Genomic DNA, 16779 nt, shown 5'->3' on the forward strand with positions numbered 1-16779 from the left:
CTTATCGAACGTCACGCTGCTTCCGTCGGTTGTGTTTGTCACTTGAACCGCAACATTGCCCGCCAAGTCTTCTAAATCCAGCGTAAACGCGATCGTTCCTTCCGCATCGCTATTTTGCATCGTGTACGTTGCCGTCCACGTCCGCGCATTCGCTCCTTGCGTGACCGTCGCTGCGCTCCCTGCGATCGGTACCGCCGGCTGCTGCACGTCCTCGTTCGTTGCAATATGCAGCGTAATCGTATCGCCCACCTTTGCTCTAACTGAATCCGCGTTACTTGAGCTAATCTGAACCGTCGTTGCTGTCGGAGGGGTATCGATCGTTAATGTAGCCGCACTTGATGTAACCGTCAGCTCTCCGGAGTCGGTAATTTTTACCCGGTACTGGTAGCCGTTCATACTACTCGAGACAGATGTAAGATTGAGAACGGAAGCAGTTTGTCCGATGATGTCGGCAAAACCGTTCCCGGTGTTCTGCTCCCATTGATAAGTTAAACCCGTGCCGTTTGCTGTAACACTGAAGCTTGCACTATCACCTTCGCTCACTTCTTTATCAGTAGGCTGGCTCGTGATTTGAGGAGCGGCATTGGTTGTCACTTCTATGGAACTTGCTTCCGATGCTTGATGCGTTTCTGTTTCTTTCACTCGTGCGCTCAACGTGTATCCCGTATTAGGAGTAAGTCCTGTGAAGACGCCGCCGTCTTGCCATGTCGTGCCGTTGTTGATACTGTACTCCTGGCCAGTCGTTAAGCTTAACGTAATACTCGTTGATGTTTTAGTAGATAGCGTTGGCGTGCCCGGAGCTAGAGGTCCTGACGCCTTTGCAACCGTTGAGGTACCCGCACTCGTCACGCTGCCCGTTGCATGGACCCCGTCCGCTGTCACCGTGACTGTAATGACTTTACCGACATCCTCCTTTACAAGTGTATATGTCGATCCGGTAGCCCCATCAATCGCAACACCGTTGCGCTTCCACTGATACTTCGGATTATCGTCATTTACAGCAGGCGTATATGCAATATTGCTTACATCTGCCGTCAACGTTTCCCCAAATTTCTCAATTCCCGAAATTTGAACGCTACCTCCCATAACGGGTATCGATTCCCCTGTCTCCAGAATAAGCTTCGGTTCAACAGAAGAGTCAGCAGTGGAGGAGATAAAAATATGCAAAAATTTCCCGGCATCCCCTGCCGTTTTTTCTATTTCATTCCCCTTAAGCGCGAAAGTGACGATACCGTTTGTTTGTAACTTCACAAAATTCGTGACATTAAATTCAATATTACCTACATAGGGTTCACTGAGTATTTGCTCCCCAAGTTTTTGATCCGCCTCATTCATTGGGAAGGAATCCCATGTATTCTCGGAAGATCCGTATACAGTTATAAAAGGTTTGTCGCTAAAAGACGATTCTACTAAATTGACGTTAAGGCGCAGGACGGCATTCGTAATAACTTGACCACCCAAATCCGGCAGCGCAAATTGTATTGCCGCCCTATAATACCCTTGATCGGCAGCTGACGCCGTGCCCACCAAAAGATCACCTACATCCTTACCATCATAATATTGCAGATTATCCCAGGTCCCGTCTTTTACAGCTGTAACTGACTTCTCTTCGGCATTTACCCGTTGTTCCGGCACTACCTGAGAAACAAGGAACAGCAAAGAAATCACGGCTAGTAAAGCAGTGATTTTTTTCATCGCTCTCATCGCTTTCATCTCCCTACTTCGCTGTTAATCCTTTTTTCAGTGTCTCAATTATCTTTCTGAGGAAAAATGCCTTCCAGTGCAATAATGAAGTTTATCGTCAAATATGGTTGTAGATTGTTGTGCGGCTGGCTTCCGCCCGTAACTCCTAGAGCAAGTGCATTCATCGAAACGCTCGGCGTATTCGTATAAACGTTTTTTCCTCCGAAGCCTGCAGAACTCGCCCAAACCGCGTCCGTTGGGTCTTTCAAATTCGATTTCGATACGGCATTGGCGGCATGATTATGCGGCGGCATCTGGTTATATTCAAGTTGCACCGTCTCGTTACCTCCACTTGATGCAAATGGACGCTTCGTCAGTCCTATTCCTTGCCCTTGATGAAGGGGGACTCGTCCGCGTAAGTCGGGAAGTTTATACGTCTTCACCCCGTCGCCACCGAATTGGTTGCCAATAACAGCGAACAATATAGAATTTTCGACGATCGTTATTTCAGAGCCGTCGCAAAATGCCCATCCTCTCGGGGCATATTTTCCTGCAAACAATCGAATTTCACCTACATATGGATCCATTATTCGGCCTCGCTTTCTATGTATTAGTCCCGCGGCGGGAAATAGCCTACAATCGCAATGCAGAAGTTTAACGGTAAGTAAGGCTGCATGTTCGGGTGTGCCTCTCCTTTACCGCTCGGCGAGAGGGCGTTGGCGCTCATCTGAACATTCTGTTGCAGAGAATAATTGTTAACAAGGCCGCCCCCCCAAACATTTCCTTGAGGATTATTGGTTGGATAATCAGTTCCCGCCGATACCCGGTGGCTGTGCTGAGGTATTTCACGAATTGTAAGCACATGCGCTTCTTCTCCGCCGGACTTACCAATCGGGGTGCCATACTGCGGATGCATCGGCACTCTGCCGCGAAGATCAGGAAGGGCGAAATTCACTTTGCCGTCGCCGCCGAAACTAGTGCCGAGCAAAGAATACAAAGCCATGTTTTGGTCGATGTTCAACAACCTGCCATCGCACACTGCCCATCCACTCGGGGGATTTTGACCCTGGAATGCAAATAATCGTATTTCTCCTAGATACGGTTCTGCCATATTTCCTTCCTCCTTTACTTTTATGATTGGGATGGATAGATCCCGATTAATGCAATGATGAAGGTCACGGCTAAATACGGCATCATATTGTCATGCTGCTGACCGGCGCCTTCAGTGCTAATCGCATTACTGTTCATCACGATGTCCGCGTTCGCCTTTGAATATTGGTTAACGGTGCTGGCGGCCCAAAATGCATTGACCGGAGTGTTCACATTGCCTGATCCATTTGACTGCGCATTCGCCGGGTGCGTATGCTCGGGAAGTTGATCTAGAGTTAGTGTGACTCTCTCAATTCCTCCCTGTTGCCCTAATGCGTATGAAGTGCCAGTCTTCGGGTTTTGTCCCGCAAATATTGGGATTCTCCCTCTCAAGTCGGGCAGCTTAAAGTTGGTCTGCCCATCCCCTCCATACGTCGTGCCGATCAAGGTATAAAGAGCTTCGCAGTCATTGATAAGAAGCGTGCTTCCGTCGCAAATGGCCCATCCTTGAGGGGCATAATTACCAGCAAACATTCGAATCTCGCCCACATACTGATCACTCATTACTTTACCCTTCTCTCATTGTGATATTTTTACTGATGCCGCCACTCCATAGCCAAATAGGGAGACCTTTCCTCTGTGATGCGAAAACCCAGCCTCGCATATAAGCGTTGTGCAGGATTATCGCACAAAACGTGAAGCCGCATAGGTTTACCTGCTTCCGCCGCTTGCTCTTTCAAGCCCTGTAGAAGGCTCGTGCCAATCCCTTTGTTTTGATACTTTGACAACAGGGATATATCAATAAGCAGCAAGGCCACATCGGTTGACTCCGTCATTATGCGGCCGATGGGCAAGACTTCAATCATCATGATGCGTTGTACCGCGGCGGGATACTGCATGGCGTAGAAGCGTCTTTGCATGGAGAATTGCATACGAAGAAACGCGTCTGCTTGAGCGTGATCCCAACCTAGCATGAACATCTCGTTGGCCCGTGTCTGTGCGTACAACTCATAGAGAAACGGCTCGTCCTCCGCCGTAGCATATCGCATGGTTATCATAAGCACGACACCTCTGAATTGATGGAATCATTATACGATTGCGCGATAAACAAAAAATAAACAAAAATAGGCCGTAGGAATCTTGCGGGACTCCTAAGGCCTATTTTTGTTTTTTGTCCTTTCAGTATGGAAAAACCCTTCGTTTACACGTTTGTAAATCGGTACGAATCGAACTCCATGCCCATTCCCCAACCCGGTCACACCGCATGCTCGACAGGCTGCTCCGCCTTGTTTTTGGACATGTTGCGCTGCGCCATGACAAGCTTATAATAAATGCCTTGCTTCTTGATCAATTCATTGTGCGTGCCGACCTCGGCGATTTCCCCTTTGTCGAGCACGAGCAGCCGGTCCGCGTTTTTCAGCGTCGCCAGCCGGTGCGCGATCGCGATCGTCGTCCGGTTTTTCGTAACGCGCTTGAGCGCCTCCTGAATTTCGGACTCCGTGTCGATATCGAGCGAAGCCGTCGCTTCGTCCAGTATGAGAATGCGCGGATTGTTGAGCACCGCCCGGGCGATCGCGAGTCGCTGCCGCTCTCCGCCGGACAAGTTGTTTCCGTTCTCCTCCAGCTTTGTGTCGTAGCCGTCTGGAAGCTTAATAATGAAGTCGTGCGCGTTCGCGATTTTGGCCGCCTGAATCACTTCTTCTGCGGTAGCGTCCGGCTTCGAATACTTGATGTTATCGATGATCGTGCCGCTGAACAGCAGCGTTTCTTGAAGCACGACGCCGATCTGCGAGCGCAGGTCCTCCTGCTTGATATTTCTGATATCTACGCCGTCGATCAAAATTTCGCCTTCGTTCACGTCATAGAACCGGGAGATCAGGTTGATGAATGTCGATTTTCCCGCTCCGGAATGACCGACCAAGCCGATCATTTCGCCTTTCTTGATATCGAAATGAATATGCTTGAGCACCGGCTCATACGATTTGTAACCGAACGTCACATCGCGAAACGAAATCGTTCCGTCGATCGAATGGTGTATGGACTTCTCGGTATCGATAATTTCCGGCTGCTCGTCAATGACGGAAAACACCCGCTCGATCGCTATCATGGCGTTCGCGATCCATCTCGGCAAGTTCATCAGCCATGCCAGCGGGCCGTAAATCATCGCGGCGTAGCTTGTGAACTGGATCAATTCGCCCAGCGTCAACGTTCCGCCTAAGATCATGTTACAGCCTGCAAGCAGCACGAAGTACTGACCGATCTGCAGCAAGTAGAACGATATCGGAGCCAAATAGCTGAACACTTTCTCGGTTCGAACCGTCGCCGCGGCAAACTCGTTGTTATACTTTCTGAACCGCTTGATCTCGCGGTCTTCTTTACCGAACGCTTTGACGACTCGAATGCCGCTGAGCACGTCGTGCAGAAACGAATTCGCCCGGTCGAACACGCGAAATTGCTTGTGGAACAGCTTCCGCAACACGAGCGCCCAAGTCGCATATTGGAGATATGCCACGAACGGAGCCGGCAAAATGACGATGAGCGCCAGCCGCCAATCCGTGTAAATCATCAGGGCGCTCGCAGAGACGAGGATGATCATTTGGTAAATGGCCGACGTAAATATTTCTTGGATCAAGTTCCGAATCCGGTCCGTATCGGAGGTGATCCGGTTCATGATGTCCCCGGCGCGCTGCGAAGAGAGGAAGCCCAGCGACAAGCTCTGCACCTTATCGAAGACGAGTCTGCGCAAATCGGCGGCAATTCGGGAGCTGACCCGCGCCATAAGCCGCCCTCTCCATAATTGAAGCAGCTCTCCGGCAACCAACACGACGGCGATGCCGGCAATCGCAACTCCAAACAGTTTCAAATCCGCGCTTTGCCCTTCAGGCGGCTGCAGCGCCGAGTTCACTAAAATTTTCTGAAAGTACGGACCCGATAAGGAGACGGCCGACGTAACAAACAGTAAGACAAGACCGAACAACAGTGTATTCCAGTGCGATCTGGTTGCCGCAATCAGCTTCTTGAAGGCTGCCGCTTTGTTGATGCATCTCGGGCAAATTCGCGTGCCCGGAACCAGGGAGCCGCCGCACGATACGCAAATATTGTCGGTATCGTCGTTATAGATCCGCACCTTGCTGTTCGCGGCCATGTAATTCAAAATTTGCGCTACATAAGCAAACCTCGCCGCATGCCGCATCGTGGCGCGCGCCACGATTCTTCTGGCTCCATACTGCACCGCTTCAATAATGATGTTGCCGACGAGCGGCACGACCTTGTATTCGGCGGCATCGTGAACGTCGCAAGACTCCACCGCTTCGCCGTTCAGCACATAAGCCCACTTGGACCGGCCGATGACGAAATATCCGTCGGTTCTTCTGCCGTCAAGCGACAAATCGGCGGGGACGCAATAATCGATTGTGTTCCCTACCGCCCGCTTCGCCGCTTCTTCGTCCCGCGCCGACAGCTCAAATTGCAAATTCATAATTGCCGTTATCCCCCTATATGCACATTTCCACCATTCTGTATTCCTTCTCCGACAGCCGGTCGAGGTTCTCGATAATAAACCGGTTGCCGTCCACATCGGAAATGAGCAGTCTTCGATCGGTCACCAGCTTGACGTTTCCGCCGCCGCTCCGTACCGTAAATTGGCAGTGTCCCGCGCTCGTTTCCGCATCCCAATACGAATATCCGAACTCTTCCTTGATCATATTCACCTTCGTGATGATCGGCGCGAAGTAGCGGATATGAATTTGTTCCTCAAGCAAGCTTGCAACGTCCGAAGGGAAATCGTCGTCGAGCGATTTGATGATGCCGATCTCTTTGTTTTCCTGCGTCCGGACGGAAATGTAGATTCTCTTATTCGTATGGGGGAAAGAGCAGTGCAAGTACACGACGGGATGCTCTTCTCCGTTTACGGTTACCGACAGCATGTTCCCCTTTGTTTTCGTGAATACCGCATTCTCCCGGTTCAAATATAGCAATTTAGCGGCTTCCGACAGGTCGGTCCGGCCGGACGCGCCCTTCTCCTCATTGGTTTCCGTCAGTTCAAGCTCCTCGATATGCTGCATTTATACCACCTCTTTCAATTTCAACGCCTCGTCATGCTTCTTGACTAATCCGAAATAAACGCCTTCCTTGGCCATTAACGCTTCGTGGGTCCCTTCCTCCACCACTTTGCCGCCTTCCATGACAAGCAAATAGTCGGCGTTGCGGAGCGTGGACAACCGGTGTGCGATTGCAATCGTAGTTCTTCCTTGAATCAACGCTTCCAAGGACTCCTGAATCTGAAGCTCCGTTTCCGTGTCGAGCGATGCGGTCGCTTCGTCCAATATTAATATTTTCGGATTGTGGAGCACCGCCCGGGCAATCGATATACGCTGCTTTTCTCCGCCCGATAAGTTATGCCCGCCGGTACCTACGATCGTATCGTAGCCGTCCGGCAGCTTCTCGATGAAATCGTGCGCGTTCGCGATTTTCGCTGCGTGAACGATGTCGTCCACCGTGCATTCCGGATTGGCATATGCGATATTTTCGGCGATCGTCCCGGAGAACACGTAAACCTCCTGCGATACGATCCCGATATGGTCCCGCAAGGAACGGAACGTAACGTCCTTGATGTTGTGGCCGTCGATTCTGATTTCGCCCTCGTTCACATCGTAAAGCCGGGAGATCAAGTTGACGAGCGTCGATTTCCCGGCGCCGGAATGACCGACGATGCCGATCATTTGCCCCGGCTTCGCGTGCAGCGTCACATCCTTCAGAATCGGCTTGTTCGGCTCATAGCCGAACGTAATGTTCGAAACCCGGATTTCGCCCTCCATCCGGTCGAGTTGAGCTGCGCCCGGCTTTTCCGCTACGTCGGGGACCGCATCCTGAATTTCGAAAATGCGCTGGGCCGCCGACATACAATAGGACCACCAGCCGACAATGTTGTTCATAAATCCGATCGGGCCGTAAATCATAAATATATAGCCGATGAACGTCATAATTTCGCCGAACGTAATGTCGCCATGGATAACCTTCCAGCCGCCGAAAGCCCAGATGAGGACGCCTCCGATTTGCGTGAGCAGCGACAGGACCGGGAATACCGTTCCTCCCATCATGTTAAAGGACGTCTCCGCGTCGGAGAACGAAGTGTTCGCCTTCTGGAACCGCTCCATTTCCTTCCGTTCCTTGCCGAACGCCTTCACGACTCGCGTGCCGCGCACGTTGTCGCTGATCATCGCGTTCATGGCCGCGGCCCGCTTATGTCTGCGCCAAGACAACCGCCAAAGCTTCGGAAACACCCATCGGATAATCACCACGACGATCGGTAGCGGGGCGAAGCATATTAATGTGAGCTTCCAATCCATCGCAAGCATGATGGCCAAAATTCCGATGATGTTCATCGCATTGACGATAAAGAAGGAAATGCCGTCCGTAAAAAAGTACTGCAGCTCGATTGCGTCATTGTTAACCCTCGTCATTAATTGACCGGTTTGCTTCTTCTGAAAAAAGCTGAGCGACAGCCGCTGCATGGAGGAAAAGACGGTCGCCTTCAGGTTGAACGCGACATTCGCCGCCAACTTGGCATTGATCACGCTAAACAAAATACCGAACAGAAGCGACAGCGTACGCAGTCCAAGTATGATTCCGATGACAACGCCGATCTTTCCCGCAAACGTCCCCTTATTTCCAAGCGCCTGGTCAAAGAGCACCGTGCCTTGAAAATAAGGGATGGCAAGACCGGTTGCGGAGTTCAGCAGCATAAACAGCACGACGAAAAAGATCGAAACCTTGTATTGTCCCGCGAATGAAAGAAGCCTTGTAAAGATGGCGGTTTTCTTCATGCATCTCGGGCAAATTTGTCTGCCTTCCTCCGGATATATCATTCCGCATTTCGGGCAGGACGCCGCTTCCGGCCCTTCATCCAGATCCTGTTCGCTAAGCTCCTCATTCTTCTTGTGCTTCGCGAATATCGATGCGAGCTTCGCGGCTTTGCTCATTTGACCGTTCGTGAACGCGGCGACCGCGCGTTCTTCGGCGCCTTTGACGACGATCAGGCCGGAGGCGACCAAGTTAACGATGGAGACGTTTTCAATATCGTTAAACGGAATCTCCTCTACAATTTCATACTGTAACGGATGCTGCTTTGTCTTCTTGGACTGCAGAAAGCCTTTGAACGTTTTGTCCCGAACAATTCCCTCACCGCCGGAAAGCACATACAGCTTCTCCTTCGTCAGAACGGCGTAGCCGTTGACAAAGCCGGATCCGTCAATGTCCCGGTCGCACATCATTCCGTACACGATGTCGCCGGATCCGCCCTGCTTCAATAAAGAAACGATCTCAGCCGGCACTTTTGTTTTCATGGAATCCCCATCACTCTTCTTTATTTTCGATTCTTAAAAGACAAATTCCATTCTACCATATATTAGAAGCCGTGGAGCAAAGTTCTCAAATTATTTTTTGCCGTGAACGAACGCTCCGCAAACCATAAAAAAACAGCCGACTCCCATAAAGGAATCGGCGGCTTTATCGCGGCTTATTATTTAATTTCTTCTTTACAATAAATACTTCCGATATGCGATTTCGCTCTCTTCTTCAAGTTCGCGGCCGTTACCGAAATTTGTTCCGACGTGATGTTGGAATGCGGTTCCGTGCAAACGATGACCGCCAGCGAAACGGACACGCCGCTAGCGTCAATCGAATTTCCGTGCCGGTCCTCGACGAAACGGATTTCTTCTTCATAGAAATCGGCAACGCCCGATTCGAACCGGCGAATAATTTCCAGGCACAGCTTCTCCGTGTCGTCACACCGCGATATGATGATGAAATCGTCCCCGCCGACATGGCCTACGAAGTCTTCCTTCGCACCGCAAACCGTCACGCTGTGCAGCAGAACGTCCGCGGTATACTGAAGCAGCCGGTCGCCTCTTTGAAACCCGTGCTTATCGTTGTACCATTTGAAAAAATCGAGATCCGCATAAATGACCGAAAATTTCTCCTTCCCCAGGAGATATCTGTTCATCGTCCTCATAATTTCCGAATTTCCCGGCAGCCCGGTAAGCGGATTAGCCGTCTTCGCCCGCTCCATCCGAATGCTGGAGATGCATTCCAGAATGGAGCGGATCGTGGCCACGCCGGCCATTTTTCCGGCGCTCGTAATAACGACAAAGTCGTACAGCTTATCGATTTCCCTGCTCATCGCCATTTGCGAGACGGCTTCCACCGGTTCTCGTTCGTCGACGATCAGCGGACTTGCATCCATAAGATTCGAAATCGGTCTGTTCCAGTAGAGCGGCACGCCGTACAAGCCTGCCAATTGCTGAAACAGCTTTTCTCTCATGACGAGGCCGGCCGGAATGTCGCCGGACACAATAACGACGCCCATGTCCTTCGGATTTTGCTTGAAATGGACGGCGACCTCCGAGACGGGAGTATCCGCCTGAAAGAACACGGTGCCGTTAATGAGGTCGCCGATCGTCCACGCGGCTTCCGGCGCCGGCTGAAGCTTTCGTTGCTTATCGAGATGCACCTTCGTCTCCTCCCGGATCGGGCGAAGGCACGGATCCGGTCTGCCCAGCAAATATCCTTGCCCGTAGTGTACTCCCATGCGTACCAGCTTCGTCAGTTCGTCTTCCAGCTCGATGCCTTCGGCGATGAGCTTAATATTCATTTTCCCGGCGAACGTAATGAATATATCGAGCAACCCTTGTTTTACATGATCCGTATGTATGTTTTGGATCAGCGACCGGTCGATCTTAATGAAGTCCGGCTGCAGCTCCACGATCGCCTGCAGCGACGAATACCCGGCGCCCGCATCGTCTATTGCGATTTGATAGCCTTGATGCCGGTAATGCTGCAATATTTGCTTCGTCGTCGAAAAGTCGTCGATGGAGCTTCGTTCCGTAATTTCAAACACGACGTTGTGAGGCTGCAGACCGTATTCGTGAAGCCGTTTGATCGTAACGCCCGGCATGAAATTCGGATCGTGGATGACGCCCGCCTGTATATTAATGAACAATTTTTGATCCGATCTTAACGATCCGCATCCGGCTAACGCCTTCTCTCTCGTCAACCGGTCCAATTCGTACAAGTACCCGTTCTTTTCCGCATATTCAAACAAAGCAAGCGGCGAGTGAAACCTGCTTCCTTCCGGTCCGCGCGTTAACGCCTCGTAACCGAAAGCGGCGGAGTTGCTCAAACAGATGATCGGCTGATAGACGGAGGTAACTATACCCCGCTCCAATATATCGAGAAATTCGACGACGTCGGATTGTATGCTTGTCATGTGCTTCCCCTGCAATTGCGTGAATTAATGCGTTTTGGTCGTTCGATGGTTCAGCCAAAGCGGAATCCGAAATAACAGATTGATGAAAAGCACCACGAACACAAGCACTGCGGCGGATTTCTCGGCAATTTGTCTCGCATCTTCCACGATCGCTTCCGATTGGATGTACCATAGGTGAACGGAAAGCGTCGCTCCCGGCGAAAACAAATTGAAATCCCACATGACTCCGGAGCTCGTTACCCCCGCCGTCAAAATAATGACCGCCGACTCGCCGTACGCCCTGCCGGCCGTCAGCGAGATGCCCGTCACGATCCCCTGCATCGCAACGGGAATGACCGCTTTCATGATCGTTTGAAATTTCGTGGCTCCGAGCGCGTAAGAGGCCGAGCGAATTTCTTGAGGCACCGCGCGAACCGCCTCCTCCGTCGTTCTGACAAGCACCGGCAAGTTCAAGAATGCGAGCGAAACGGCTCCGCCCAAAATCGTAAGTCCGATTCCGATAACCTCTACAAAGAGCGCCAAGCCGACTAGACCGAATACGATGGACGGAACGGACGCCAGCCCCTCCACGCACGTTCGGAGAAAAGCCGTCATTTTCGTATCCGGCGCATATTCCGCCAAATATATACCTGCGCCGATTCCGACCGGGATTGAAAACAGAAGCGATAAAAACAAGACGTAGAACGAGTTGAACAAAACCGGTCCGATTCCGCCGCCGGCCATAATCTCATCCGGCACCGCTGTTAAAAAATCGATCGTAATATACGGAAGACCTTTGCTCAATATCGTATACAAGAGCCATAAAACAAGCGCGATCGTGGCGCAGCCCGCTCCCCAGAACACAACGGATGCGACGCGATCGACAGCCTTCGCGCCTTTACCGCCGCCGATTAACGACATGGGGCTCATCGGTTCTCACTCCTTGTTTGCAAAATACGGATGAAGAGGATCAATATGAGCGAGATCGCCAGCAATAAAAAGGCCATCATATACAGCGCGTAGCTCCATGTGGAGTCGAACGGAACGTTCATAATTTGGCCGACGATGGTGCTGGTCAGCACCGCGGTAGGATACAGCAGGTTCTCCGGCAATTGAGCCGCGTTGCCGATCACCATGACGACGGCCATCGTCTCGCCGATTGCGCGGGCCATGCCGAGAATGATCGCCGCGACGATGCCTCTGCCCGCGGCCGGCACGACGACGCGGGAAATGACTTGAAAGCGTGTAGAGCCGAGCGCATATGCCGCATCTTTATATTTCCGAGGCACGGCGGAAATCGCGTCGTCGCTGATCCGGCTGATCGTCGGCAGCACCATAATCGTCAATACGATAGCCGCGGCAAGCAGGCCGTCCCCTAAATTCGTCCCCGTCCAATCGCGCAGCAGCGGAATGAGCACCGTTAACCCGAGAAAGCCGTATACGACCGACGGGATGCCGACGAGCAAATCCAATACGGGGCGCAAAACGTTTCGTAACCAAACAGGCGCGATTTCAGCCATAAAGACCGCGACCGCAATCGATACCGGGGTGGCGAACAGCAGCGTCAGCCCCGTCAGCGCGAACGTGCCGAATATAAATACTCCGGCGCCGTAGCTCCCTTCTTCGGGCGACCAGTCGACGGAAAAGAAAAAGCGAAGCGGGTTTACCTCTTCAAACGTTAGAAAGCCCGTTCGGCCGACAAATACGATAATTCCGAACAAGACGATGCAAACGAGCATGGCGCTAATGAGGCAAAACAGCCGAAACAATTGATTGGATATTCTGATTCGAAACAGACGGTCGAGCTTCACCCCGTTACGCCCCTCCCAACAAGAAGGAAGCCAGTTTCATAAATAGAGCCATTTATGAAGCCGGCTTCCCTACGATTTTCAGTTCACTGCCGATTATTTCTTCATTGCGGAAATCGGAATGAATTTCAGCTTCTTCAAGGAACCGTTTTGGAATTTCGCGCTTTGGATATAATCGATGAATTCCTTCGTAGCGCCCGTCGGCTCGCCCTTCGTCATAAAGTAGCCGTAGCCCCAAATTTCGTACTTGCCGTTCAGCACATTATCGACCGTGGCTGCAACGCCGTTATAGGAAACGGCTTTAATGTCGCCGGCCACGTACACCAGATCGATATAGCCGATCGCATTTTTGTTCGAAGCGACCGCACTCTTCATTTCGCCGCTGGAGCCGGTTTCCTTGTAATTGCTGCCCTTGGACATAAACTCTTCGCCCTTCAGTGCCTTGTCCTGATAGTTGACGCGCGTGCCGGAGCCGAACTTCCGGTTGACGACAACGATGTCCGCGTCATTACCCCCGACGTCCTTCCAATTCGTAATTTTGCCGGAGTAAATGCCTTGAAGCTGTTCCGTCGTCAAGTTTTTCACAGGATTGTCCTTGTGTACGATCGTTGCGAACGGAATGACCGCGACCGGATGCGCGACTTGACCTTCGAACTTCTTGAAGCCCGGCACATCCTTCGAGGCATCCCAGTCTACCGCGCCGATGTCGGCGATTCCTTTGCGGACGGACTGCGGGCCGGTAATCGAGCCCGCTGCGGATGCGGAAATTTTCACCTTCGGATGAAGCTTCTTAAATTCCTTCGACGCCTGAAGCGTAAGCGGAAGCAGCGCGGAAGAGCCGTTGATTACAATGCTGCCGGACAATTTGCTTGCAGCAGCGCTGGCCATTGCCGTATTTAAGGTAAGGGCGAGCATAAGCGCCAGTACGAGTCCGTTACGAAACAATTTCATATCGATATCTCCTTTGGAATGGTTTTCTTTATCCCTTCGTTAACTAAGGCTTCCTTATTTCACAATTTTGCGGTCCTTCACGATTGCAACGTATTCGCCGTCGTCCGTTGCCACCGAAACCGCAATTTCTCCGCTTGCGGAAACGGCCATGCCCGTTACATCTTTAAAAGTGGAAAGCAAGCGAACCGGCTTGAAATCGGCGCCGATCTTATAAATTTCCGTGCTGTTCAATCTTCCGTACGTCAGCACGTACACGTCTCCGTTCACCGCTTCCGCTGCGAGCACATCGTATGTGTTGAAGAAGGTGCGCACATTTTTCTTGCTGTCCGCCTCCATAAGCACCGATGGGGCATCTTCGTCATCGACACGGGAGCTAAGGTATACGATTCGATCGTTAGCTACGAATCTTGCATATGCTTTATTGGTTTTGGAGCTCGTCAATTGAACCGGATTGGAAGAAACGTCAAGGTTTACGTAGTAGATTTGCGGCTCGGTGCCCGCCATATTAATTTCTACGTTGTCAGCATCTACGTTTGTCGAGTCGGCCGTTACTTTCCCCGGATTCGTTACCGAATACAACAATTGCTTACCGGTTGAAGAAATTTGAAGCTCCGCCTTGTTTTGCACTTTGTCGTTGACAATCTTCTTCGTTTCCTTGGTAGCGAGATCAAGCTCCGCAATGTAGTCTTGCTTTTCGCCGCCGATGTAGATGAGCTTCGTTCCGTCCTTCGAATATTGAAGCTCTACCTTGGTATCGGTATCCGTGCTTGCGATCTCGGTCGATTTCGATGCCAGATCCACCACCACGATTTCAAGCTTGTCGTTCGTGAACGCGGCTTTCGTCCCGTCAGGGGATACGGCTAAATCAATCGCGCCTTCCGCGATCGGGTCCAATTGCTTAGTGGATAGATCAAGTATGTAGTCCGCAGCTCCTTCTTCTCCCTCTACGGTTACAATGACGCGGTTCGCACCGATCCAACGAGGATTGCTTGCATACTGCAAATTGTCTTCGGAAGCCAATACGGATACTTGCACCGCGTTTACCGGTGCCGCCAGTACGGATGCGCTGCCTGCTGCCGAGCTCACTGCTGTTGCCGCGATGACTGCTGCGGATAACGACTTCTTGAACGAAGGCTTCATCAGTTTGTTCACCTATCCCTTTGGTTTTTGAGTTGTGATTTCTTCACTCAACCTTCATTATAGCTGCCGTTTATTAATCTCTTGTTAATTGTTGGATAGCGCCTGGAATTTATAAAACTATCATGTAGGTGCATATTTATGCAGTATGGTGCCAGGTCATTGCGTAAAAGGAACTAGGACTTTGGAACAATATATGAATCTTTATGCACCTTGCACAACCTTCTTTCGTCGTTTCTTCATGTTAAGGTTTTGTAAATGCCGCCTTCCGCCGCTTTCCGCGTATTAAGAATTTACACCGCGTTAACATGCAGTTAATCCCGGCTTGACGCAACCGCTGCATAATAAGTCTATAACGGGAGGGTGAGAGTATGGAAAATAAGAGAATACTGATCGTAGAGGACGAGCAGACGATATCGATGCTGCTGGAATATAATCTGAAAGCTGCCGGCTTCCAAGTGCATTGCGTATATGACGGCGAAGCCGTTTTTGAATGCATGCAAACGTTTTCTCCCGAACTCATCGTTCTGGATGTCATGCTTCCCAAGCTGGACGGATTTCAAGTTTGCAGAAGCTTGCGAAACGCAGGAAACATGGTTCCGATTATTATGCTGACCGCACTGCAGGACGTTACCGATAAAATCGCCGGCCTGGATAACGGTGCGGACGACTACGTAACGAAGCCGTTTTCGCCTCAAGAGCTGATTTCCCGTATCCATGCGATCCTGCGGCGGTCCTCGTCCGCCCCGGAAATCGTTCCGGAAAGGATGATCCGATTCGGAGAACTTACGATCATACCCGACCAGCGGGAAATATTACTGCGGGGAGAAGCCGTGGAGCTTACGCCCAAAGAGTTCGACCTTCTGTTATACATGCACAAAAACAAAGGGAAAGTATTGTCGCGCCAACAGCTGCTTCGAGGGGTGTGGGATTATCATTTTCTCGGGGAAACGCGGATCGTCGACGTTCACATCAGCCATCTGCGCGATAAGATCGAGAGAGAGGCGCGCAATCCCGAATACATCGTCACCGTGCGAAATGTCGGGTACAAGCTGACGGAGCCGAAGCCGCGCGAAGAGGCCAGGTAAAGCCTGACGGCGGCGCAGCCGTATTTTCATTTGATTCCGTATCGCCTATAATAAATAAACCTTCTTCGAAATTTAAAGGAATGCCATAGAGCTAGAATAGAAACGGACCGGTACGGTAACGAGGTGTTTTTCGAATGTCGGGCGATCGGCGCATCAATTGCATGAAATGTGTTCATTACTACGTGACTTGGGACCCGCAGCACCCGAAAGGCTGCAAGGCGTACGGCTTTAAATCCGCCGCACTGCCGTCTCTCACCGTCTTTTCTTCTTCCGGAAAGCCATGCATGAGCTACGAGCCGAAAAACACAAAACAGGCGCCGCCTTTCTCTTAAAACTAAGCAGAATATTTTTTCCTCCTGCCAATATATATGAACTAGATGCGGTACGATAAGTTCCCGTTGGGGCCATAGGAGGAGCTATGTTAAAAAGAGTATATTGGGTCAGCGACAAAAAAGCGGATATCGTAACGGCCGGAGTCGGCTTCAGAGAGCATGAGGATGCACCGTATGAAAGATCTGTGGAAAAGTGGGAGAAGGAAGACAGCGGATGGGTTTATAAGGGAACCCAGAACGAATCGAGACGGCAGCAGCTCGAAAACCACCCGGACATTCGAGCTTTGCTGCTTTAATGAACACGGAGTGCGCACCGCTCATGCGGCAGCACTCCGTTTGCATTTTATACGCGAACCGTCAAAAGTAACAGCAGGCTGCTATTCTCACGATAAGTTGCTGCTCGAAAAAAAACTACGACTGACCAATTAACTAACAAGGATTTCCAT

The 16779-nt window shown here is 51.1% G+C and carries 14 protein-coding genes and 1 pseudogene; 2 read left to right on the top strand and 13 right to left on the bottom strand.

All coding sequences use genetic code 11. The features are described 5' to 3' along the window. The 13 genes and pseudogenes from PT964_RS25145 to PT964_RS25205 all read right to left on the bottom strand — a co-directional run. Positions 1-1704 (bottom strand): annotated as a pseudogene (locus PT964_RS25145) (hypothetical protein); the annotation flags it as partial. A gap of 44 nt (positions 1705-1748) precedes the next feature. Continuing rightward, on the bottom strand, positions 1749-2270 hold the full coding sequence (locus PT964_RS25150) for a phage tail protein (protein ID WP_274366124.1): 522 nt from the start codon (positions 2268-2270) through the stop codon (positions 1749-1751). 23 nt (positions 2271-2293) lie between these two features. Further along, a complete protein-coding gene (locus PT964_RS25155) occupies positions 2294-2794 on the bottom strand; it encodes a phage tail protein (RefSeq protein ID WP_274366125.1) in 501 nt (166 codons plus the stop codon). 20 nt (positions 2795-2814) lie between these two features. Then, positions 2815-3336 (bottom strand): phage tail protein, encoded by a 522-nt coding sequence (locus tag PT964_RS25160; RefSeq protein ID WP_274366126.1) that lies wholly within the window; start codon positions 3334-3336, stop codon positions 2815-2817. 29 nt (positions 3337-3365) lie between these two features. Continuing rightward, positions 3366-3830, bottom strand: a complete 465-nt coding sequence (locus PT964_RS25165) for a GNAT family N-acetyltransferase (RefSeq protein ID WP_274366127.1) — start codon at positions 3828-3830, stop codon at positions 3366-3368. 197 nt (positions 3831-4027) lie between these two features. Then, positions 4028-6250 (bottom strand): ABC transporter ATP-binding protein, encoded by a 2223-nt coding sequence (locus tag PT964_RS25170; protein WP_274366128.1) that lies wholly within the window; start codon positions 6248-6250, stop codon positions 4028-4030. 16 nt (positions 6251-6266) lie between these two features. Then, entirely contained in the window at positions 6267-6836 is a 570-nt protein-coding gene (locus tag PT964_RS25175; RefSeq protein WP_274366129.1) for a DUF1854 domain-containing protein, read from the bottom strand. Next, positions 6837-9116, bottom strand: coding sequence for an ABC transporter ATP-binding protein (locus PT964_RS25180; RefSeq protein ID WP_274366130.1), 2280 nt, complete (start codon positions 9114-9116; stop codon positions 6837-6839). 176 nt (positions 9117-9292) lie between these two features. Continuing rightward, complete coding sequence (locus PT964_RS25185; protein ID WP_274366131.1) at positions 9293-11038, bottom strand: GGDEF domain-containing protein; 1746 nt, start codon at positions 11036-11038, stop codon at positions 9293-9295. A 24-nt stretch (positions 11039-11062) separates the two neighbouring features. After that, positions 11063-11947, bottom strand: coding sequence for a phosphate ABC transporter permease PstA (gene pstA / locus PT964_RS25190; protein ID WP_274366132.1), 885 nt, complete (start codon positions 11945-11947; stop codon positions 11063-11065). Next, positions 11944-12828, bottom strand: a complete 885-nt coding sequence (gene pstC / locus PT964_RS25195) for a phosphate ABC transporter permease subunit PstC (RefSeq protein WP_274366133.1) — start codon at positions 12826-12828, stop codon at positions 11944-11946. The genes pstA and pstC overlap by 4 nt, the downstream gene beginning before the upstream one ends. A gap of 93 nt (positions 12829-12921) precedes the next feature. After that, positions 12922-13740, bottom strand: a complete 819-nt coding sequence (locus tag PT964_RS25200) for a phosphate ABC transporter substrate-binding protein (protein WP_425262799.1) — start codon at positions 13738-13740, stop codon at positions 12922-12924. 90 nt (positions 13741-13830) lie between these two features. Then, positions 13831-14916 carry a TolB family protein gene (locus PT964_RS25205; protein ID WP_274366135.1) on the bottom strand — a complete coding sequence of 362 codons (1086 nt, stop codon included), beginning with the start codon at positions 14914-14916 and terminating at the stop codon, positions 13831-13833. Positions 14917-15284: 368 nt separating this feature from the next. Between PT964_RS25205 and PT964_RS25210 the strand changes: the two genes are divergently transcribed. Next, complete coding sequence (locus PT964_RS25210) at positions 15285-16001, top strand: response regulator transcription factor (protein ID WP_274366136.1); 717 nt, start codon at positions 15285-15287, stop codon at positions 15999-16001. Between the two features lie 418 nt (positions 16002-16419). After that, positions 16420-16629, top strand: coding sequence for a hypothetical protein (locus tag PT964_RS25220; RefSeq protein WP_274366138.1), 210 nt, complete (start codon positions 16420-16422; stop codon positions 16627-16629). Positions 16630-16779: the final 150 nt, after the last annotated feature.

Origin of the sequence: Paenibacillus thermotolerans, from assembly GCF_028745515.1 — a bacterium.
Lineage (GTDB): Bacteria > Bacillota > Bacilli > Paenibacillales > YIM-B00363 > Paenibacillus_AE > Paenibacillus_AE thermotolerans.

Coding starts and splice junctions, on each gene's coding strand:
- PT964_RS25150 (WP_274366124.1), bottom strand. CDS start 2,270: ATGGATCCATATGTAGGTGAAATTCGATTGTTTGCAGGAAAATATGCC.
- PT964_RS25155 (WP_274366125.1), bottom strand. CDS start 2,794: ATGGCAGAACCGTATCTAGGAGAAATACGATTATTTGCATTCCAGGGT.
- PT964_RS25160 (WP_274366126.1), bottom strand. CDS start 3,336: ATGAGTGATCAGTATGTGGGCGAGATTCGAATGTTTGCTGGTAATTAT.
- PT964_RS25165 (WP_274366127.1), bottom strand. CDS start 3,830: ATGATAACCATGCGATATGCTACGGCGGAGGACGAGCCGTTTCTCTAT.
- PT964_RS25170 (WP_274366128.1), bottom strand. CDS start 6,250: ATGAATTTGCAATTTGAGCTGTCGGCGCGGGACGAAGAAGCGGCGAAG.
- PT964_RS25175 (WP_274366129.1), bottom strand. CDS start 6,836: ATGCAGCATATCGAGGAGCTTGAACTGACGGAAACCAATGAGGAGAAG.
- PT964_RS25180 (WP_274366130.1), bottom strand. CDS start 9,116: ATGAAAACAAAAGTGCCGGCTGAGATCGTTTCTTTATTGAAGCAGGGC.
- PT964_RS25185 (WP_274366131.1), bottom strand. CDS start 11,038: ATGACAAGCATACAATCCGACGTCGTCGAATTTCTCGATATATTGGAG.
- pstA (WP_274366132.1), bottom strand. CDS start 11,947: ATGAGCCCCATGTCGTTAATCGGCGGCGGTAAAGGCGCGAAGGCTGTC.
- PT964_RS25200 (WP_425262799.1), bottom strand. CDS start 13,740: ATGCTCGCCCTTACCTTAAATACGGCAATGGCCAGCGCTGCTGCAAGC.
- PT964_RS25205 (WP_274366135.1), bottom strand. CDS start 14,916: ATGAAGCCTTCGTTCAAGAAGTCGTTATCCGCAGCAGTCATCGCGGCA.
- PT964_RS25210 (WP_274366136.1), top strand. CDS start 15,285: ATGGAAAATAAGAGAATACTGATCGTAGAGGACGAGCAGACGATATCG.
- PT964_RS25220 (WP_274366138.1), top strand. CDS start 16,420: ATGTTAAAAAGAGTATATTGGGTCAGCGACAAAAAAGCGGATATCGTA.